The 22,449-nt window shown below is 70.1% G+C and carries 9 protein-coding genes; 7 read left to right on the plus strand and 2 right to left on the minus strand.

What is annotated here, in order from left to right:
• The first annotated feature begins 3 nt into the window (after window positions 1-3).
• The 7 genes from AC3EGR_RS03215 (at window position 4) to AC3EGR_RS03245 (ending at window position 20,301) form a co-directional block, all read left to right on the plus strand.
• On the plus strand, window positions 4-10,557 hold the full coding sequence (locus tag AC3EGR_RS03215) for a tandem-95 repeat protein (RefSeq protein WP_488544995.1): 10,554 nt from the start codon (window positions 4-6) through the stop codon (window positions 10,555-10,557).
• Complete coding sequence (locus tag AC3EGR_RS03220) at window positions 10,554-13,025, plus strand: hybrid sensor histidine kinase/response regulator (RefSeq protein WP_488544996.1); 2,472 nt, start codon at window positions 10,554-10,556, stop codon at window positions 13,023-13,025. The genes AC3EGR_RS03215 and AC3EGR_RS03220 overlap by 4 nt, the downstream gene beginning before the upstream one ends.
• A gap of 21 nt (window positions 13,026-13,046) precedes the next feature.
• Window positions 13,047-14,966, plus strand: a complete 1,920-nt coding sequence (locus AC3EGR_RS03225; RefSeq protein ID WP_488544997.1) for a putative bifunctional diguanylate cyclase/phosphodiesterase — start codon at window positions 13,047-13,049, stop codon at window positions 14,964-14,966.
• A 117-nt stretch (window positions 14,967-15,083) separates the two neighbouring features.
• On the plus strand, window positions 15,084-16,904 hold the full coding sequence (locus tag AC3EGR_RS03230; RefSeq protein WP_488544998.1) for an FAD-dependent oxidoreductase: 1,821 nt from the start codon (window positions 15,084-15,086) through the stop codon (window positions 16,902-16,904).
• 28 nt (window positions 16,905-16,932) lie between these two features.
• Entirely contained in the window at window positions 16,933-18,756 is a 1,824-nt protein-coding gene (locus AC3EGR_RS03235) for a 2-oxoacid:acceptor oxidoreductase subunit alpha (RefSeq protein ID WP_488544999.1), read from the plus strand.
• The gene (locus AC3EGR_RS03240; RefSeq protein ID WP_488545000.1) at window positions 18,753-19,808 is read left to right on the plus strand and encodes a 2-oxoacid:ferredoxin oxidoreductase subunit beta; all 1,056 of its coding nucleotides are present in this window, start codon (window positions 18,753-18,755) and stop codon (window positions 19,806-19,808) included. The genes AC3EGR_RS03235 and AC3EGR_RS03240 overlap by 4 nt, the downstream gene beginning before the upstream one ends.
• A 52-nt stretch (window positions 19,809-19,860) precedes the next feature.
• Complete coding sequence (locus tag AC3EGR_RS03245; protein WP_488545001.1) at window positions 19,861-20,301, plus strand: CBS domain-containing protein; 441 nt, start codon at window positions 19,861-19,863, stop codon at window positions 20,299-20,301.
• A 91-nt stretch (window positions 20,302-20,392) separates the two neighbouring features.
• Here the strand turns inward: AC3EGR_RS03245 and rsxB are convergent, their stop codons facing one another.
• Window positions 20,393-21,046, minus strand: coding sequence for an electron transport complex subunit RsxB (gene rsxB, locus AC3EGR_RS03250; protein ID WP_488545002.1), 654 nt, complete (start codon window positions 21,044-21,046; stop codon window positions 20,393-20,395).
• Entirely contained in the window at window positions 21,043-22,410 is a 1,368-nt protein-coding gene (locus tag AC3EGR_RS03255; RefSeq protein WP_488545003.1) for a polyhydroxyalkanoate depolymerase, read from the minus strand. The genes rsxB and AC3EGR_RS03255 overlap by 4 nt, the downstream gene beginning before the upstream one ends.
• Window positions 22,411-22,449: the final 39 nt, after the last annotated feature.

Raw genomic sequence — 22,449 nt, forward strand, 5'->3', positions numbered from 1 at the left:
ACCATGCTGATGCAGTGGCTGCGCCGCAACCGGCCACGACCGTCCAGGCGGCGGCAGGTGCCGCAAGCCGAGTGGATGGAGCCGCGCCTGCTGTATTCGGCGGACGCGACCAGTCTTCTCGGGCTCGCACCGGTCACGACCACCGCGGCCGAAGAGCGCACGCTGGGCGCTGACTTCAATTACGTCGACACCGCGCAGACGCTGGCGCCGGCCGACGTGCGCGCGGCCTATGCGCTCACGCCCTTGCTGTTCGAGGCGAACGCAGGCCAGCTGGGGCAGGGCGTCGACTTCGCCGCCAGCGGGCTGGGCTACGCCGTGCGCCTGGGCGGCGGCCAGGCGGAGTTCCTGCTCGATGGCGCGCAGGACCCGGTGCGCCTGGAACTGGTCGGCGCCACCGGTGGGCAGGCCGAGGGCGAGGCCCTGCAGGCGGCGCGCAGCAATTCCCTGCTGGGACAGGACCCGGCCAAGTGGGTCACGGACATCGCCAACTACGGCAGCGTGCTGTATCGCGGCGTGTACGAAGGCATAGACATCCGCTACTACGGCAACCAGGACCAGCTCGAATACGACTTCGTGGTCGGGCCGGGTGCCGACGCGTCCCGGCTGCAACTGCGCTTCCACGGCATCGACCAGGTGCAGGTGAGCGAATCCGGCGACCTGCTGCTGCGCGTGGCGGGCACGGAACGCGAGCTGCGCTTCGCGGCGCCGGTGAGCTACCAGCAGGGCGTCAACGGCCGCGAAACGGTGCAGAGCCACTACGAGGTGCAGGCCGACGGCAGCGTGCGCATCGTCGTGGGTGCCTACGACACCGGCCGCGAACTGGTCGTCGACCCCGTGCTGCTGCACGCCACCTACTTCGGCGAGGACGGCAACGAGACGGCCCTGGGTGTTGCCGTCGGCGCGGACGGTTCGGTCTACGTGACGGGCCGCACGAGCTCCAGTTCGGGTGACTTCGGCATGCACATCGGTGCAGGCGACACGAACGAGATCTACGTTGCCAAGTTCAACGCGGACCTGAGTGCGCGCCAGTACATCACGCGCATCGGCGGCTCGGGGGACGAGCAGGGCCAGGCGATCGCCGTGGACGCGAACGGCAACGTGGCGGTGACCGGCTGGACCAAATCCGGCGACTTCCCGCTGCTGAACGCGGACCAGGCCAGCCGCAGCGGCTCGCAGGATGCGGTGGTCTTCAAGCTCAACGCCGCCGGCAACGCGCTCGTCTTCAGTACGTACTTCGGTTCCACCGGCGCCACGGACGAAGGGCGGGGCGTCGCTTTCGACGGCGCCGGCAACGTGTATGCGTCGGGTACGGTGTCGGCGAACAGGTGGGTCCTGGACCCCATCCTGTCGCTGCTCCTGGGCAGCTCGGACAATGCCTTCGTCAACAAGTACGGCGCGACGGGCACTGCGCTGATGGAGGTGCAGTTCGGCGGCGGCGCCGACGATGGCGCCACCGACCTCGCGCTCGACCCTTCCGGGAACATCTACATCGTCGGCAGCACGCGCTCGAACGACATGACGGTGCGCAATGGCGCGCAGTCCGGCCGTCCCGGGGGGGACGACCTGTTCCTGGCCCGCTTCGACGCGTCCGGCAACGCGGTCTATTCGACCTATGTCGGCGACAGCAAGGACGACCGGGGCGCCAGCGTGGCGGTGGACGCGAGCGGCCGCGCGTACATCGTCGGCCGCACGAAGGACCCGGCGTCCACGGCGTTCGCCGTGACCGGCAGCGCTTTTTCCACCACCGCGCGCGGCCACGAAGCGGGCTTCCTGCGCATCTACAACACCAACGCGAGCGGCGCCGGCTCGATGGTGTATTCCACCTTCCTCGGCACCTCGCGCAATGCCGGCGGCTCGATTTCCAATGGGCTGACCGACACCCCGACCGATGTGGCACTGGTCAACGGCAAGGTCGTGATCGTCGGGACGACGGATGCGTCCGACCTGCCACTGACCGGCGACGCCATCGGCACCTATCCCGGCGGCACCGCGGGCTTCATCCTCGTGCTCAATCCCGCGGGCGGCGGCAGCGCGGACCTGGTCTACGGCAGCTACTACGGTTCCGGCTTCGTGCCGGGTGGCGTCGCGGCCACCGGCGCCACGGTCTACCTGGCCGGCTCCACGTCGGGGACGGTCAGCGGCACCACCGGTTCGTACCGTGCCACGCCGGGCGGCGCCCTCGACGGCGTGGTCGCCTCGATCGGCGGCTTCAACAACGCGCCGGTGCTCACGGGAACCAGCAACCTGCCGGGCCTGATGGAGGACGCGGCGGCCACCACCGGCGTCCTGGTGTCCAGCCTCGTCACCTCCACCGATACGGACGCCGACGCCGTCCGCGGCGTCGCCATCACCGCCGCCGATTCCGCGAACGGCACCTGGCAATACGCGCTGGACGGGACCAGCTGGGTGACCTTCAGCTCGCCGGCGGCCGGCAGCGCGCTGCTGCTCGCCGCCGATGCGACCACGCGGGTGCGCTTCCTGCCCGCCGGCAACTTCGCGGGCAGCAGTTCGATCAGCTTGCGCGCATGGGACCGCACGAGCGGCAGCGCGGGAACCGTCGGATCGCTCGCGTCCACTGGCGGCACCACGGCTTTCAGCAGCCTCCTGGGCACCGCGAGCGTGTCCGTGACGGGCGTGAACGATGCGCCCGTGCTGACGGCGGGCAGTCTGGGCCCGGTCACGGTGGCACAAGGGGCCCCGGTGTCGCTGGGTTTCGGCGGGCTGGTCTTTGGAGCGGGCGGCGGCGCGGACGAGGCGGGCCAGGTGCTCACCGTCAGGGTGACGGCCTTGCCCACGGCCGTGGGCAGCGTGCAACTCGGCGACGGGACGGCGGTTGTCGTGGGCGGCAACTACACCCTGGCCGCCCTGCAGAACATGCGGATCGCGCCCACCGCGCTGGGAAGCGGCACGTTCGGCTTCACGGTGCGCGACAGCGGTGGCATCGCCGACGGCGGGCAGGACACCATGGCCGCGCAGTCCGTCACGGTCACCGTCACCAACGCGGCGCCCGTGCTCAACGGCGCCAACTCTCCGCTGACCGTCTTCGAGGACTACGACTGGACCGGCAACACGCCCCAGGGCAACCCGCCACCCTGGGCGTCGGCCGCGCAGCGGGCCGGCGTGAGCGTGTCCGACATCGTGGCCGGGCAGGTCGTGGACACGACGGGCAGCGCGAGCGGCATCGCGATCGTGGGCCTGAGCGGCAACGGCACCTGGCAGTACACGCTGGACGGCAGCGCGTGGATCACGATCACGGGGGTGAGCAACGCGGGCGCCCTGCAACTGGCGGCCGATGGGCAGACCCGCCTGCGTTTCCTGCCCTCGACCGACTGGAACAGCAGCATAGGCACGGCGGGCATCACTTTCCGCGCCTGGGACCGGACCGTGGGCACCGCGGGCACGCTGGGTGACGCGAGCTCCAACGGTGGCGCCACCGCCTACAGCGCGGCCACTGCGATCTCCGTCATCACGGTCACCCCCCGCAACGATGCGCCGGTCGCGGTCGGTGCCACGGGGGGCAGCGTGCAGGAGGGTGCACCGCCAGCGGCCATGCTCGCCGGCGGCACGTATGCGGCGGGGCCAGCGACCGCCACCGACGAGACGGCCCAGACGCTCGGCTTCCGGTTCACGGCCATCTCCTCGAAGGTGCAGATCCTGCTGGCGGACGGCGTGACTGCAGTAAGCCTGGGCACCGTCTACACCCAGGCGCAGTTCCAGGCGATGGTGTTCCGCTCCGCCCCCAACGCGATTCCCGGCACGGCGATCGTGAGCTTCGACGTGACGGACAGCGGTGGCACGGCCGACGGCGGCACCGACACCGCGAGCCACAGCCTCACGCTCACCGTCACGAACAAGTCCCCCGTGCTGGCCGGCGCCAACCCCATGGCGTCGCTGCAGGAGGACACGGTCGACAACGGAACGCTCGTGTCCGCCCTCGTCGCCGGGCAGGTCGCGGACCCGACCGGCAGCGGCGGCATCGCCGTGACGGCGGTGGACAACGCCCACGGGACCTGGCAATACACGCGCAACGGCGGCACGACCTGGAGCAATTTCGGCACGCCGGCCACGGGCAGCGCCCGCCTGCTGCTGGCCGACGCCAACACCCGCATCCGATTCGTTCCTGCCGCCGACTGGAACGGCACCGCGACGCTCACCTTCGCGGCATGGGACGGCACGACGGGCCTGGCGGGCGGTGTCGCCAATGCCGGCGCGGGGGGCAGCACGACGGCGTTCAGCACGGTCAGGGCCACGACGGCCATCACGGTCACCGCGGTCAACGACCGCCCCGTGGGCGGGACCGTGGCCAACCTCACGGTGGCCGAGGACAGCGGCAGCACCAGCCTGGGGCTGGGCAGCGTGAACTACGGGCCCGGGGGCGGCGCCGACGAAACCGGGCAGAGCCTGCGCTTCACGGTGACCGCCGTTCCGCCCGCAGCGCTGGGGCGCATCACGCTTGCCGATGGCACGGACGTGGGCCTGGGGACATACACCCTGGCGGAGCTGCAGGGCATGCGCTTCGTGACGACGCCCGACGCGGTGGGGAGCGCAAGCTTCAGCTTCTCGGTGAAGGACGACGGCGGCGGCGACGACACGCTGGTGCAGACCCTTGCCATCAACGTCACCGCTGTGGACGACCCCTGGCCGGTGGCGCTCGACGACACCGCCACGACCGCCGAGGACCAGCCGACCACCCTCCTGGCGACGGCATTGCTGGCCAACGACCACGATCCCGACGGCGGCGTGCTCACGGTGGCGTCGGTGCAGGACGCCGTCGGCGGCACCGTCGTCCTCTCCGGCACCGACATCCTCTTCACGCCGGATGCGGAATTCAACGGCACGGGCAGCTTCACCTACACCGTGTCGGACGGCAACGGCGGATCGGCGATGGCCACGGTCCGGGTGACCGTCACGCCGGTGAACGACAACCCCGTGGCCGCGGGCGATGCGTTCACGGTGGCCGAGGACACGGCGCTCACGATCGATCCCGCCGTCCTGCTTGCCAACGACACGGACGCCGATCACGAGGCGCTCGCCATCACGGACGTGACGCCAGGCGTCGGGGGCTCGGTGGTGCTGGCAGGCGGCAACCTGGTGTTCACGCCCGACGCCAACTTCCACGGCACGGCGAGCTTCAGCTACACCGCGTCGGACGGCCATGGTGGAACAGCGACGGGTACGGTCACCGTGGCCGTGACGTCCGTGAACGACGCGCCGGTGGGCGTCGCCGACGTGGTGGCCGGCACGGAAGACACGCCCCTCGTGATCGATCCGGCGATGCTGACGGGCAACGACACCGACGCGGACGGCGACACGCTGGCGATCATCGGGCTCGTCGACGGCGCCGGCGGCACCGTCGCCTTCTCGGGCGGCAACATCGTGTTCACGCCCGACGCGAACTTCAGCGGCGCTGGAAGCTTCAGCTATTCGGTCAGCGACGGCAACGGGGGCACGATGACGGTCACGGTGCGCGTCGACGTCGCCGCGACCAACGACGCGCCGCTGGCGCACTCCGATGGGCTCACTGGCGCCGAGGACACGCCGCTCGTGATCGATCCTTCGATCCTGGTCGGCAACGACGAGGACGTGGAGCACGACACGCTGACCGTCACCGCCGTGGGCAATGCGAGCAACGGCTCCGTCGCCATCGTCGGCGGCAGCATCGTGTTCACCCCGGATGCCGGCTTCATCGGCGCCGCCAGCTTCTCCTACACGGTGGCCGATGGCAACGGCGGCACCTCGACGGCCTCCGTCGCGGTCGACGTGCTGCCGGTCAACGATGCGCCCGTAGCCACCGGAGAGACGGCATCGACCAACGAGGACACGGCGCTGACCTTCGCGGCGGCCGACCTCCTGGCGAACGACACGGACGTGGAGGGCGATCTCCTGGCCATCACCGGTGTCGCCGACGGCACCGGTGGGCAGGTGAGCCTGTCCGGGGGCAACATCGTCTTCACGCCGGACGCGGATTTCAACGGCACGGCCAGCTTCTACTACACGGTGTCGGACGGCAACGGCGGCAGCGCGACCGCCATGGTGACCGTGACGGTCGTGTCCGTGAACGACGCACCGGCCGTCCTGGGCGAGGTGTTCGCGGGGACCGAGGATACGCAGGTCGTGCTCGCGGCGGCGGACCTGCTGGCCAACGACAGCGACGTCGAGGGCGACACGCTGGCGCTGACCTCGGTCAAGGCGCTCAGCGGCGGCAGTGTGGTCCTCTCGTCGGGCGTCGTCACCTTCACCCCCGCGCCCAACTACAACGGGCCCGCCGTGTTCGAATACACGGTGTCCGACGGCGCGGGCGGCACCACCACCGGCACGGTGACGATTCAGCTCGCGCCGGTGGACGACGCTTCGGTGGCCAATGCCGACACGGCGGATGCCATCGAGGACCAGGCGCTCACCATCCCTGCCGCCACGCTGCTCGCGAACGACCAGGCGTTCGATGGCGAAACGCTCGCCGTGACCTCGGTGTTCGGCGCCAGCGGCGGCACCGTGAGCTACGACGGCACGAACATCGTCTTCACGCCGGACGCGGACTTCCACGGCTTGGCGAGCTTCAGCTACACGCTCGCGGACAGCGACGGCGGGACGGCGACGGCGGTGGTGACCGTCGCGGTCGCCCCCGTGGAAGATGCGCCCATCGCGGCCAACCAGACGCTGCCCGGCACCGAAGACCTGGTGCTCAGCTTCCCCGCCGCCGACCTGCTCGCGGGAGCAAGCGATGTCGATGGCGATGCACTGACCGTTACGAGCGTCACCGGCCTGACGGGCGGCACCGTGGCCCTCGTCGGCGGCAACGTCGTCTTCACGCCGACGGCGAACTTCAACGGTGACGCCAGCTTCAGCTACAGCGTCAGCGACGGCCAGGGTGGGACGGCAACCGCGGTGGTGACGGTCCAGGTTGCCGCGGTGAACGACGCTCCGACCGCCGTCGCCCAGACGAAGGCTGCAACGGAGGACGTCGTGCTGACGTTCGCCGCAGCGGACCTGCTGGCGGGGGCCGGCGACGTCGACGGGGATGCATTGACGGTCACGGGCGTGACCAGCGGCTCCGGCGGCACGGTGGCGCTCGTCGGCAGCAACGTCGTGTTCACGCCGGCGGCCAACTTCAACGGCGCCGCGAGCTTCAGCTACACGGTCAGCGATGGCCAGGGCGGGACTTCGACCGCGGTGGTGACGGTCAACGTGGCCGCGGTCAACGATGCTCCCGCCGCCACCGCCCACACCAGGACTGCAACGGAGGACGTCTCGCTGACGTTCCCGGCGGCGGACCTCCTCGTTGGCTCGAGCGATGTCGATGGGGATGCGTTGACGGTCACGAGCGTGACCGGGGGCTCGGGTGGAACGGTGGCGCTCATCGGCGGGAACGTCGTGTTCACGCCGACGCCCAATTTCAACGGCGCCGCGAGCTTCAGCTACACGGTCAGCGACGGGCAGGGCGGCACGGCGACTGCGTTGGTGACCGTCAACGTCGCGGCGGCGAACGACGCGCCGACCGCGGTGGCGCAGGCGAAGGCCGGCACGGAGGACGTGACGCTGTCCTTCCCCGCCGCGGACCTGCTGTCGGGTGCCGGCGACGTCGATGGCGATGCGCTGACGGTCACGGGCGTGACCAGCGGATCCGGTGGAACCGTAGCGCTCGTCGGCGGCAACGTCGTGTTCACGCCGGCGTCCAACTTCAACGGCGCCGCCACCTTCAGCTACACGGTGAGCGATGGGCAGGGTGGGACTTCGACCGCAGTAGTGACGGTCAACGTGGCCGCGGTCAACGACGCCCCTTCCGCCGTCGCCCGAACCAAGGCTGCAACCGAGGACGTCTCGCTGACGTTCCCCGCGACGGACCTGCTCGCGGGTTCGAGCGATGTCGATGGCGATGCGCTGAGCGTGACGAGCGTCACCGGTCTCACCGGCGGCACGGTGGCGCTCGTGGGCAGCAACGTCGTGTTCACGCCGGCCGCCAACTTCAACGGCGCCGCCACCTTCAGCTACACCATCCGCGACGGCCAGGGCGGAACCGCCACCGCCCTGGTCACCGTCAACGTGGCCGCCGTGGACGACCCCACCACGGCCGCGACGGACGCGGTCGCCGTGAACGAGGACAGCGCCGCCACCGGCAACGTCCTCGCCAACGACAGCGACCTGGACGATCCGCTCGCCGTGGCCAGCTTCACGGTCGGCGGCATCACGTATGCGGCCGGGACCACGACCGTCCTGCCTGGCGTGGGCAGCCTCGGCATCGCCGCCGACGGCAGCTTCAGCTTCACGCCCGTCGCGAACTGGAACGGCTCCGTGTCCGGCGTGAGCTACACCACCACCACGGGCGCCACGGGTACCCTGGCGATCACGGTGAACCCGGTCGACGACGCGGCGATCGCGCGCCCCGACGTCGCGACCGGCCCCGAGGATGTCGCCCTGGGCGGCAACGTGCTCGCGAACGACACCGACGTCGACAGCCCGCTCGTCATCGCGGGGTTCAGCATGGGCGGGACGGCCCATGCCGCCGGCGACACCGTGGTGCTGGCGGGCGTCGGCACTTTCACGCTGGCGATGGATGGCAGCTTCCTGTTCACGCCGGCGGCCAACTGGAACGGTTCGCTGCCGCAGGTCGTCTACACCACGACGACGGGCGCCAGCAGCACGCTCGACATCACGCTGGCGGCCGTGGACGACGCCACGGTCGCCGTGGCCGATGCGGCGAGCGGCAACGAAGACGCCGTGGTCACCGGCAACGTGCTGGCGAACGACGGCGATGTCGACAGCCCGCTGGCAGTGGCGCAGTTCAGCGTGGCCGGCGTCACGTACGCGGCAGGCGCGACGGCAACGCTCGCCGGCATCGGCAGCTTCACGCTGGCCGCCGACGGCAGCTTTGCCTTCGTTCCGGCCGCCGACTGGTACGGCGCAGCACCGCTGGTCACCTACGGCACCGGCTCCGGCGTGACGAGCACGCTGGCCGTGGTCGTGCTGCCGGTCAACGACGCACCCGTGCTGGCCGGCGCGCCGCAGTTCCCGGACCTGCTGGAGGACGACCGAGGCTCCGCCGGCATGGCGGTCTCGGACCTCATCGCCGGTCGGGCAAGCGACGTGGATGCAGCGGCCTTGGGCATCGCGGTGACCTCCGCGAGCACTGCCGGCGGACGCTGGCAGTACTCGCTGGACGGCGTGCAGTGGCAGGACTTCGGCAACGTCTCCGATGCGGCCGCGCAGTTGCTGGGGGGGGCCGCGCGCCTGCGCTTCGTGCCCGACGCGGACTGGAGCGGCACGGCCACGGGGCTGATGTTCCGCGCCTGGGACGGTTCGGCTGCGGGCAGCGACACGCGCGGCGCCGGCGGCAGCAGCGCGTTCAGCGCCCAGGCGTCGAACGCTTCGATCCGCGTCCAGGCGGTGAACGACGCCCCCACCGCCTCGGGTGCCGCGCCCGCCCCGGTGGCGCTGGGCGCGGCCGGTACGCCGCTGTCGCTCGGCCTCGGGTCGCTGGCCTACGGGCCCGGCGGCGGCGCGGACGAGTCCGCGCAGGTCCTGGGCGTCACCTTCGCCGTGCTGCCGCCGTCTGCGCTGGGCACCCTGGTGCTCGCGGACGGCAGCACGCCGGTGGTCGCCGGCCGCACGTATTCCGTCGCCGACCTGCAGGGCCTGCGCTTCGCCGCCGCGTCGGGCAGCACCGGGACCTTCACGCTGGCCTGGACGGTGCAGGACGACGGCGGCAGCGCCAGCGGCGGTAGCGACCGGCGCAGCGACAGCGTGGCGGTCACGGTCTCCACGCCGGCTCCCGCGCCTGCACCGGCTCCCGCCCCCGCGCCGGCACCGGCTCCCATCCCCGCACCCGCACCTGTGCCCCCGCAGCCGCAACCCGAACCGCCGGTCGACGTGCGTCCCGCGCCGGCGCCGGCGCCGGCACCTGCGCCCGCACCGGCCGCGCAGGCGCCGGCCCCTGCGCCTGCACCGGCCCCCGCGGTGGCCGCAACCCCGCCGCAGGATCCCCGCTCGCGCAACATCGTCGCGGGCGATGCGCTGGTCGCGATCGCAGGCGGCCTGCCGCAGGAGGCCGCGCTGCTGGATCCCGCGCCCACGCTGCAGCGCCACGTGTTCAACATGGACCTCTCGGTCATCACTGTCGGCGGCGCGGCCCTGCTGGAGCGGCGCGGCGTGGAGCTGATCCACTTCGCGCCGGCGGGCTTCGACTTCGACGTGGTCGGCTTCGCCGGCATGGAGCGCCTTTCGGGCCGCATCTCCGTGGAGGACATCAAGCAGACCCTGCGCTCCGGCGCCTTCGTCGACGAGCTGAACCAGCTGCGCCGGCAGCTGCGCCAGGAGTTCGACCTGGACAAGACGGTGAGCATCTCGGTGGCCGGACTCTCGCTCGGCGCCTCGGTGGTCTACATCCTGTGGCTGGTGCGCGGTGGGGTGCTCCTGGGCAGCTACCTGTCGGCGCTGCCGGCGTGGCGCCTGCTCGATCCCTTGCCCGTGCTGGCCAAGGTGGGCGACGACGAAGACGAGGAAGACGAGGCGCTGCCTCACTCAGGCGGCGCGGCGCCCGATCCGCTGCGGGGATTCTCTTGAAGCTGCTGAACACGCGGACCTACATCGTCTTCGGCCTGGTGTCCATCGTCACCACGGCCCTGCTGGCGGCATCCTTCCTCGGGCTGGTCCCGGACCGCGAGGCGGCGCTGCGGACCGGGCGGCTCGCGCTGGCCGAGTCCCTCGCGGCGAGCAGCGCCACCATCCTGAGCGGCAGCGAGCCGGGGCGCCTGGAGGAGGTGCTGCGCTTCGTGCAGCGGCGCAACCCCGAGATCCTGTCCATCGGCTTGCGCACGCGCGAAGGGCGGCTGGTCATGTCGGCCGGCGAACACGCCCGCCAGTGGGTCAGCGACAACGCAGGCCACGCCGGCGACGCGCAGCTGCAGGTCATGCTGTACGCGGGCTCGCAGCCCTGGGGCCAGCTGGAGATGCGCTTCGTGCCGGCCGTGCCGCCCGGGCTGGCCGGCATCGTCCACACGCCGCTGGTGCAGCTGGTCGCGTTCTGCGGCGCGCTCACCTTCCTGGCGTTCTTCATCTATCTCGCGCGGGTGCTGCGCCACCTCGATCCGTCGCAGGCCATCCCCTCGCGCGTGCGCTCGGCGCTGGACTCGCTCACCGAGGGCCTGCTGGTGGTCGACCAGAAGCACAACATCGTCCTGGGCAACGAGGCGCTCACGCGGCTCCTGGGCCGCAGCAACGAGCAGCTGATGGGAACGGCGGTCGGCGCCATCGGCTGGCTCGACGCGCAAGGCGACCCGCTCGCGCCCGCGGCGATGCCGTGGGTGCCCGCGCTCGCGAGCGGGGAGGTGCAGCGCGACGTGCACATGAAGCTGGTGGACAGCCAAGGGCGGCAGCGCAGCTTCGTCGTCAACTGCTCGCCGGTGATGGCCACCGGCGGCAAGGCCTCCGGCGTCCTCATCAGCCTGGAAGACATCACGCTGCTGGAACGCAGCCGCGAGGAACTGCGCGAAGCGAAGGACGAGGCCGAGGCCGCCAACCGTGCGAAGAGCGAGTTCCTCGCGAACATGAGCCACGAGATCCGCACCCCGATGAACTCGATCCTGGGTTTCACGGAGCTGCTGCGGCGCGGCTTCGGCAAGAGCGAGCGCGAGTCCTCGCGCTACCTGGACACCATCCACCACAGCGGCAAGCACCTGCTGGGACTGATCAACGACATCCTGGACCTGTCCAAGGTCGAGGCCGGCCAGCTCACGGTGGAGAAGATCGCCTGCGCGCCGCACGAGGTGGTGCAGGGCGCGCTGGGAGAACTGGCGCTCAAGGCGAAGGAGAAGGGCATCGCGCTGTCCCTGCGCCTGCTCACGCCGGTGCCGCAGCAGGTGCGTTCGGACCCGGCGCGCATCCGGCAAGTGGCGCTGAACCTGCTGTCCAACGCGGTCAAGTTCACGCAGGCCGGCGGCGTGGAAGTGGTGCTCGCCTGCCAGGGGACGACCTACACGGTGGAAGTGAACGACACCGGCATCGGCATGGACCCGGCGAACGTGGAGACCATGTTCGATCCCTTCACGCAGGCGGATGCCTCCATCACCCGGCGCTTCGGGGGCACGGGCCTGGGCCTGGCGATCAGCCGCAAGCTCGCGCGGGCCCTGGGCGGCGACCTCACGGCCACCAGCCAGCCAGGCGTGGGGACGACGATGATGTTCACGTTCGAGACCGGTGCGCTGGAAGGCGTCCCCTTGCTGGACGCGGGCGACCTGGCCGAAGCGGCGGCAGCGGGCCCGGTGGCGCGCCGGCGCTGGCGCATCCCGTCGGCCCGGGTGCTGGTCGTGGACGACGGTCCGGAAAACCGCGAGCTGATCGCGCTGGTGCTCACCGAGCAGGGCCTGTGGGTGGACGAGGCCGAGAACGGCCAGGTGGCGCTCGACCGCCTTGCCGCCCACAGGTACGACCTGGTGCTCATGGACATGCAGATGCCCGTCCTGGACGGCTTCGCGGCCACGCGCGCCCTGCGCCAGCGCGGGCAGGACCTGCCGGTGGTGGCGCTCACCGCCCATGCCATGAAGGGTTACGAGGAAGAAGTGCTGCGGGCGGGCTGCACCGCCTACCTCACCAAGCCCGTGGACATCGACGCACTGCTGCAGCACGTGGCGCAACTCCTGGGCGGGGCGGCCGAAGAGGCGTCCGCCACGCGACCGGCGTCCATCTTCGGCGACCTGCCGGCGGCCCCCGCGGTCGCGGACGGGCCGATCCGCTCGCGTTTCGCGGGGCAGGCGCGCCTCGTGCCCATCGTGCGCAAGTTCGCGGCGCGATTGCACGAGCAGCTCGATCGCACGCGCGAGGCCTGGGGCGCCGGCGACCTGCCGGAGGTGGAACGGCTGGCGCACTGGCTCGCCGGCGCGGCGGGAACCGTGGGCTACGACGCGTTCACCGCGCCGGCCAAGGAGATGGAAGCGGCGGCGAAGGCCGGCGACGCGGCGGGAGTTGAGGTGTTGCTGCAACGCTTGTCGCAGATGGCGGCGCAACTCGAGGTTCCGGAAGTGGCAGTTGGCTGAGCAAGGGGCACAATCGCGATGATGGAAAAGTATTCAGGGGGAGCGGGGTACCGCCAGAGCGGCGGTGATTCCGACCGGGACGCCGCCGCGACGCAGCCGACCATCTTCGCCCCCGGCGAAGAGCGGCTCACCGAGCAGGCGCTCAAGGCCTTGTCGCCGCAGGACGGGATGGAGCGCCGCTCCGTGAACGGCCTCTCGGACGCGTTGATCATGATGGTCGACGACGAGATGCTGAACATCGAGATGACGCAGGCCTTCCTGCAGGACGCGGGCTACCGGCAGTTCGTCTACACCGACCAGCCCGAGTTCGCCATCGCCATGATGCGCAAGGAGCTGCCCGGCGTGCTGCTGCTGGACCTGAGCATGCCCAAGGTCAGCGGCCTGGACATCCTGGCCGCCATGCGGCAGGACCCCGTGCTGCGCCACGTGCCCGTGATCGTGCTGACCATCAGCACCGACCCGCACGTGAAGCTGAAGGCCCTGGCGACGGGCGCGATGGACTTCCTGTCCAAGCCGGTGGATCCCAGCGAGCTGGGGCTGCGCATCCGCAACACGCTCGCCGCGAGCGCCTACCGCGAGTACCTGAGCCAGCACGACAGCCTGACGGCGCTGCCGAACAAGGCCTCCTACCGCCGCCACGTGTCCGAGGTGCTGGCCGCGGCCAGCGCGCAAGGCAACAGCGGCGCGCTGCTGCACGTGGGCGTCGATGAACTGGGTCGCATCAACGACGCCCTCGGCCGGCCCGTGGGCGACCAGCTGCTGCAACGCATCGCCAAGCGCCTGGCCAGCTGCGTGCAGACCGAGGCGGGCGGCGAGCTGAGCTCGGAACAGCACCAACCCAGCCTCTACCGCTTCGACGGCGACGAGTTCGCGGTGGTGGTCCCCTACATGGAAGGCGTGCACAGTGCCGCCGCCTTCATCAGCAAGCTGCTGGAGGATGCAACGGTCAGCTTCCACCGCCAGGGCGCTCCCGAGGTGTTCGTCACCTGCAGCGTCGGCGTTTCGGTGTTCCCCTCCGACGGCATGGAGCCGGACCTGCTGATGCGCAACGCCGGCCTGGCCTTGCGCCACGCCAAGCAGGCGGGACCGCACCGCTACGAATTCTTCTCGCCGCGCTTCAACGAGATCGCGCAGAGCCGGCTCGACCTGAGCGCGGAACTGCGCCATGCGATCAGCCGCGATGAAATCGAGCTGATGTACGAGCCGCGCGTGGAGCTCGCCACCGGCCGCGTGGTCGCGGCGCAGTCGCTGGTGCGCTGGAAGCACCGCTCTGGCCGCGTGATCGAGGGCGACGAGCTGCTGGACCTGGCCGGCAGCTCCGAGATGGACGTGGCGCTGACCGAGTGGTCCTTCGAGCAGATGCGCGCGCACATGAAGAACTGGCGCGGCGCCGGCCTGCTGCCGGTTCCCACCGGCATCAAGATCTCGCTGGCCAACATGCGGCCCAGCGACCTGAGCTACCTGGTGAACGCGGCCACCGCCGGCGGCATGGAGCCGCGGACGATCTCACTGGAACTGCAGCACGTGGGCGTCCTGGACAGCCTGCCCGCCAAGGAAGCCGCCGCTTTCGCCGCGCTGCGCAAGAAGGGCGTGCGCCTGGCGATGGACCGCTTCGGCAGCGTGGCCTCGGTCGTTCACCTGCGCAAGCTCATGTGCGACGAGATCAAGGTGGATGCATCCTTCGTCCGCGACCTGGAAACGGACGCGACGGAACAGGCCATGCTGCTGGGCATGGGCGACCTGGCGCGCCGGCTGCGCATGGACTGCGTCGCCTGCGGCGTCGATACGCAGGCCCAGCTCGCCTTCCTGCGCGGCAACGGCTGGGACCAGGGCCAGGGCAAGCTGTTCGGCGAGCCCACGAGCGGCCTCGCCTTCGCGGCCAAATGGCTCACGCGCAGCGGCAAGCCCCAGCGCGTGGTGCTGCCAGGCGCGAGCGTCTGAAGGGGCGGGCCCCGCCCGCATCCTAGTGGAATCCACCGAGAGGCGTCCGCTCCAGCGGCGGCGTAGACTGGCCGCCGGTCCGGGGGTCCCCCGGGCCATCCGCGTGAGGAGGCCTTCTTGCAGCCGACGAACATCGCGAACCCGGCGTACTTCCACAAGGTCGTGGACTGCCAGTGGGCGTGCCCCGCCCACACGCCGGTACCCGAATACATCCGCCTGATCGCCCAGCGCCGCTACGGCGACGCCTACATGGTGAACTGGGTTTCCAACGTGTTCCCGGGGATCCTCGGGCGTACTTGCGACCGGCCGTGCGAGCCGGCCTGCCGGCGCGGCCGCGTCGAGCAGAGCAACACCGGCGATCCGGAACCCGTGGCGATCTGCCGCCTGAAGCGGGTCGCCGCGGACATGAAGGGCGACGTGCGCCAGCGCATGCCGCAGAGCGCGCCGCGCAACGGGCTGCGCGTGGCCTGCGTGGGCGGGGGACCCGCATCGCTCACGGTGGCGCGCGACCTGGCGCCGCTGGGCTACGAGGTGACGGTGTTCGAAGGCGAGGCGCGGCCGGGCGGCTTCATGCGCACGCAGGTGCCGCGCTTCCGCCTGCCCGAGGAGGTGATCGACGAGGAGTGCGGCTACATCCTCGACCTCGGCGTGGAGTTCGTGCCCGGCCGGCACATCGAGTCCATGAAGGCACTGATGTCGGAAGGCTTCGACGCGATCTTCGTCGGCTGCGGCGCCCCGCGCGGACGCGACCTGGAGCTGCCGGGCCGGCGCGAGGCCGCGGAGCAGATCCACATCGGCATCGACTGGCTCGCCTCGGTCTCCTTCGGGCACGTCACCAAGGTGGGCAGGCGCGTGATCGTGCTCGGGGGCGGTAACACCGCCATGGACTGCTGCCGCTCGGCCCGCCGCCTGGGCGGCGAGGAGGTGAAGGTCATCGTGCGCAGCGGTTTCGAGGAAATGAAGGCTTCCCCCTGGGAGAAGGAGGATGCCATGCACGAAGGCATCCCCATCATCAACTACCACGTGCCCAAGGCCTTCGTGCACGAAGGCGGGCGGCTGGTGGGCATGAGCTTCGAGGTCGTGCGCGCCGAATACGACGCGCAGGGCCGCCGCGCGCTGGTGCCCACGGGGGAGCCCGATCCCTTCTTCCCGTGCGACGAGGTGCTGATCGCGGTCGGCCAGGAGAATTCTTTCCCCTGGATCGAGCGCGATTGCGGGATCGCCTTCGATCGCTGGGGACTGCCGCAGCTGGACAAGGCGACCTTCCAGTCCACGGTGCCGCGCGTTTTCTTCGGCGGCGATGCGGCGCTCGGGCCCAAGAACATCATTACCGCGGTGGCGCACGGCCACGATGCGGCGATCTCCATCGACCGGCTGCTGCACGGCGAGGACCCGCGCATGCGGCCCGCGCCCACGGTGAACCTGATGTCGCAGAAGATGGGCATCCACGAGTGGAGCTACCACAACGAGACCTCGCTGGACGCGCGCTTCCGCGTGCCCTGGGCGCAGGCCGAGAAGGCGCTGGCCAGCATCCGCGTGGAGGTGGAACTGGGGTTCGATGAGGCCACCGCCTTCCGCGAGGCGCAACGCTGCCTCAACTGCGACGTGCAGACGGTGTTCCACCAAGCGGCTTGCATCGAGTGCGACGCCTGCGTGGACATCTGCCCCATGGACTGCATCAGCTTCACGGCGGACGGCGAGGAGGCCGAGTTGCGGCAGCGCCTGAAGGCGCCCGCCCTGAACCTGGCGCAGGACCTCTACGTGTCGGGCGGCCTCAAGACCAACCGGGTCATGGTGAAGGACGAGGACGTCTGCCTGCACTGCGGACTGTGCGCCGAGCGCTGCCCCACCGGCGCCTGGGACATGCAGAAGTTCCTGTTCAAGAGCGCGGTCGCGGGGATGCGGGTGCAGGGTCCCGCGGCGGAGGTGCACGGATGAGCGCCGGGACAAGCCCGGGGGAGGTTGCATGAAAGCGATCGAAGCGGTCAACGATTTCGTCGTCAAGTTCGCCAACGTGAACGGGTCCGGTTCGGCCTCCGCCAACGAGCTGTTCGCCAAATCGATCCTGCGCATGGGCGTGCCGGTCAGCCCGCGCAACATCTTTCCCAGCAACATCCAGGGGCTGCCCACGTGGTACGAGGTCCGCGTGACGGAGCAGGGCTGGCTGGGCCGGCGTGGCGGCGTCGACATGATGGTGGCCATGAATCCGCAGACCTGGGACGCCGACGTGGCGGAACTCTCGCCGGGTGGCTACCTCTTCTACGACAACACGCGCCCGCTGCCGCCCGCAGCGTTCCGCGAGGACATCCACGTGATCGGCATGCCGCTCACGGAGATCTGCAACGCCGTCTACAGCGACCCGCGCCAGCGCCAGCTGTTCAAGAACATCGTCTACGTGGGCGCGCTCTCGGTGCTGCTGGAGATCGATCCGGCGGAGATCGAGAAGCTGTTCGGCGAGCAATACAGGGGCAAGGAGAAGCTGCTCGCGTCCAATGTGCAGGCCCTGCAGCTCGGGCGCGAATTCGCGCAGGAGCACCTGCGCTGGCCGCTGGGCATCCGCGTGCGCCGGGCGGACCGCGTGGGCGACCGGATCTTCGTGGACGGCAACAGCGCGGCGGCCCTGGGCTGCGTGTACGGCGGCGCCACCGTGGCGGCCTGGTATCCGATCACGCCTTCGTCCTCGGTGGCCGAGGCCTTCCAGCGTTATTGCGGCAAGCTGCGCGTGGACCGCGAAACCGGCCAGAACCGCCATGCCATCGTGCAGGCCGAGGACGAGATCGCCTCCATCGGCATGGTGGTGGGCGCGGGCTGGAACGGTGCCCGGGCCTTCACGGCCACTTCCGGGCCGGGCGTCTCCCTCATGACAGAGTTCATCGGCCTGGCCTATTTCGCCGAGATCCCGGTCACGATCATCAACGTGCAGCGTGGCGGACCGTCCACCGGCATGCCCACACGCACGCAACAGGCCGACATCCTGGCGTGCGCCTACGCCTCGCACGGGGACACCAAGCACGTGCTGCTGTTCCCCGAGGACCCGCACGAATGCTTCGAGCACGCCGCGCGCGCGCTGGACCTCGCGGATCGCCTGCAGACGCCGGTCTTCGTCATGACCGACCTCGACATCGGGATGAACCAGCGCCTGTGCAGGCCCTTCGCCTGGGAAGAGGGCGCTGGCTACGACCGCGGCAAGGTGATGAGCGCCGAGGAGCTGGAAGCCGGGCGCGACTTCGGCCGCTACAAGGACGTGGACGGCGACGGCGTCCCCTGGCGCACGCTGCCGGGAACGCACCCGACCAAGGGCTCCTACTTCACGCGCGGCACGACCCGGGATCCTTATGCGCGCTACTCGGAGCGCGGGCCCGACTACGTCTACAACATGGAGCGCCTGCTGCGCAAGATCCGCACCGCGGCCACGCTGGTCCCGCCGCCCGTGCTGCAGCGCGCGGCGGGCGACACCAGGCTCGGTGTCATCTATTTCGGCTCGACCAGCCCGGCGATGCAGGAGGCGCTCGACGTGCTGGCCAGCGAGGGCGTCCACCTGGACGCCCTGCGGCTGCGCGCCTTCCCCTTCGACGACAGCGTGGCGGATTTCATCGCGCGCCACGAACGTGTTTTCGTCGTGGAGCAGAACCGCGACGCGCAGATGCGCACGCTGCTGGTCAACGAGCTGGAGATCGATCCCGCGCGCCTGGTCAAGGTGCTGCACTACGACGGCACGCCGATCACCGCCCGCTTCATCATGGACGCCATCACCTCGCACGTGCAGGCCGCCGCGGAGAACCTTGCATGACCTACATCACCAAACCGCCGCTGCGCCACCCGACGCTGGAGAAGAACAAGGTCGGCTACACCCGGCGCGACTATGAAGGCAAGGTCTCGACGCTCTGTGCCGGCTGCGGCCACGACTCCATTTCGGCGGCCATCATCCAGGCCTGCTGGGAGCTGGACATCCAGCCGCACCGGGTGGCCAAGCTCAGCGGCATCGGTTGCAGCTCCAAGACGCCGGACTACTTCCTGGGCGCTTCGCACGGCTTCAACACGGTGCATGGGCGCATGCCTTCGGTGCTCACGGGCGCCAACCTCGCCAACCGCGACCTGCTGTACCTGGGCGTGTCGGGCGACGGCGACTCCGCCTCCATCGGCCTGGGCCAGTTCGCCCACGCCATGCGCCGCGGCGTGCGCATGGCCTACATCGTGGAGAACAACGGGGTCTACGGCCTCACCAAGGGGCAGTTCTCGGCCACTGCGGACAGCGGCAGCAAGAGCAAGAAGGGGGTGATCAACAGCGACAGCCCCGTCGACCTGGTGGGCATGGCGCTGCAGCTCGGCGCGACCTACGTGGCGCGCAGTTTCTCGGGCAACAAGGAGCAGCTGGTGCCCCTGATCAAGGGCGCGATGACCCATGGCGGTGCGGCCTTCATCGACGTGATCAGCCCCTGCGTGGCCTTCAACAACCACCCGGGCAGCACGAAGAGTTACGACTACGTGCGCGAGCACAACGAAGCCGTCAGCCGCATCGACTTCATCACGGAGCGCGAGGAGCTCACCGCCAGCGCCGCCCCGGGCGAAGTCGTGGACGTGCGCCAGCACGACGGCACGCTGCTGCGCCTGCGCAGCCTGCATCCCGAGTACGACCCGACCGACCGCTACGCCGCGATGGCCTTCATGCAGGAGCACCAGGCCCGGGGCGAGGTGCTGACCGGGCTCCTCTACGTCGATCCGCTCGCCACCGACCTGCACACCGCGCTGAACACCACGGCCCGCCCGCTCAACTCGCTGGATGCCCCCGAACTTTGTCCCGGTACTGGCGTCCTCGCGAAGATCAACGCATCATTGCGGTAGTTCCTGACCGGCGAGGGAGGCCGGCCGCTGCAGTCCACCCGAGGAGCCTGCCATGGCCGAAAGAACCGTCTTCCAGTCCATCACCAAGCGGCACGTGCTGAGCCTCGGCCCGCAAGCCAACGTGTGGGAGGCTGCCTGCGCCATGACGCGCGCCAACTGCGGCAGCATCCTGGTGATGGAGCCGCCGGACCGCCTGCTAGGCATTGTCACCGAGCGCGACCTCATGACGCGCGTGCTGGCCAAGGCGCTGGAGCCGAAGCACACGACGCTGGCGCAGATCATGACGCCGCAACCGCACTGCGTGCCGCCGGAGACCCCCGTGTCCGATGCGGTGGTGACCATGCTGGAACGCGGCTTCCGGCACCTGCCCATCGTCGCTCCCGATCGCAAGGTGCTGGGCGTGTTCTCGATCCGCGACGCGCTGCCGCTGGAACTGGGCGCGGCCTTGAGCCAGGCCGAGTTCAACGAGCAGGTGAACGACGCGCTGGGCTAGACGGTGCCATCCCGGCCGCGGGCCGGGATCCGGGCAGCGGCTGATGGGGCGCCCCTTCGATTGCGGCGCCATCCCGCAATGACATGCAGCGTCACTCGCCCCGCTTCGCGCGGGCACGCGCCAGTGCCGCCTCGATCACCGACTTCTTGCGCGCCAGCTCCTCGCCTTCGGCGCCGTGCGTCTGCGCCGGCAGGTCTGCCAGCTTCGCCCGGGCCTTCTGCTCCAGGAGATGCGCGTGCTCGGCGGCTTCTTGCTGCTTGCGCGCCTTGCGCGCCTCGTAGCGGGCCAGCGCCAGATCCGCCTGTGGCTGCGACCAGGCCTGCCAGCCGGTGCGCTCGCCACTGGCGTTTTCCAGGGAGATGCAGTCGACGGGGCAGACGGGAACGCACAGCTCGCAGCCGGTGCAATAGGGCTCGATCACCGTGTGCATGCGCTTGTTGCCGCCGACGATCGCGTCCGTGGGGCAGGCGTCCAGGCACAGGGTGCAGCCTATGCACCAGTTCTCGTCGATCACCGCCAGCATGCGCGGGCCTTCGACACCGACTTCGGGGTCCAGCGCGACAGGCGTGCGGGCGGCGATCTCCGCCAGGCGCACGATGCCTTGCGCACCACCGGGCGGGCAGCGGTTGATCTCCGCTTCACCGCCTGCGATGGCTTCGGCATAGCCGGCGCAATCCGGATAGCCGCAGCGCGTGCACTGCGTCTGGGGCAGGGCGGCGTGCAGGCGCGCCGCCTGCGCGTTCACCTGCGCCGGGCGCGCGCCGGGCTGGAGGCGCGCGCCGCCTCGGGAGCGCGCCGTGCGGCCGCGACCGCCTTGCGCGCGGGGCGCTTGCTTTCGGCGGCGGGCTGGTCGAATTGCCTGATGAAGTCGCGCACCTGCGGGTACACGATCTCGCGCCAGCGGCGGCCGCTGAAGATGCCGTAATGGCCCGCGCCCTTGACCTCGATGTGCTTCTGTCGCGCCTTCGGCACGTTGAAGCAGAGATCGTGCGCCGCAGCGGTCTGGCCCGCGCCGGAGATGTCGTCCAGTTCGCCCTCGATGGTGAGGTGCGCCGTGGTCTTGATGTCCTCGGGGCGCACCCGCTCCACCTTGCCCGCCGGGTTCTTCACGTCCCAGGTGCCGTGGACCAGGTTGAACTCCTGGAACACCACCCGGATCGTGTCGAGGTAGTAGTCCGCGTCCATGTCGAGGACGGCGTTGTACTCGTCGTAGAACTGGCGGTGCGCTTCGGCGGACGCATCGTCGCCGGCCACCAGGTGCTTGAAGTAGTCGTAGTGGCTGGAAAGGTGGCGGTCGGGGTTCATGCCCACGAAGCCCGAGTACTGCAGGAAGCCGGGATACACCCGCCGGCCCGCACCCGGGAAGCTGGTGGGGACGCGGTAGATCACGTTGTTCTCGAACCACTGGTGGCTCTTGTTCATCGCGAGGTTGTTGACCGCGGTGGGCGACTTGCGCGCATCGATGGGGCCGCCCATCATCGTCATGGTCAGCGGCGTGGGCTCGCCGCGGCTGGCCATCAGCGACACCGCCGCCAGCACCGGAACGGTGGGCTGGCAGACGCTCATCACGTGGCAGTTGCCGTACTCGCGCTGCAGGTGGCGGATGAACTCCTGCACGTAGTTGACGTAGTCGTCGAGATGGAAGGCACCTTGTTCCAGCGGTACGGTGCGCGCGTTCTTCCAGTCGGTGATATAGACCTTGTGGTCGCGCAGCAGCGTGCGCACCGTGTCACGCAACAGCGTGGCGTAGTGCCCGGACAGCGGCGCCACGACCAGCACGGTCGGCTGCTCCTTGAGCGTCTTCAGCGTGGCGTCGTCGTCCGTGAAGCGCTTGAAGCGACGCAGCTCGCAGAACGGTTTGTCGATCTCGATGATCTCGTGAATGATGACGTCGGTGCCGTCGACGTCGACGGTCTTGATGCCGAACTCGGGCTTCTCGTAGTCCTTGCCGAGGCGGTACAGCAGGTCATACGCGGCCGAAATGCGCTGGGCGAGCGGCACCTGGCCGAAGGGGGACAGGGGATTGCTGTACAGCTTGGAAGCCGCTTGCGCGAAATCGGCGAACGGCTCCATGAGGGTTCGCTGCGCTTCGTAGATCTGATAGAGCATGGGGTTCCGGGACTGTTGTTGCAGTGCAATATACCAGTG

It is taken from the genome of Ramlibacter sp. G4-7, assembly GCF_057784995.1.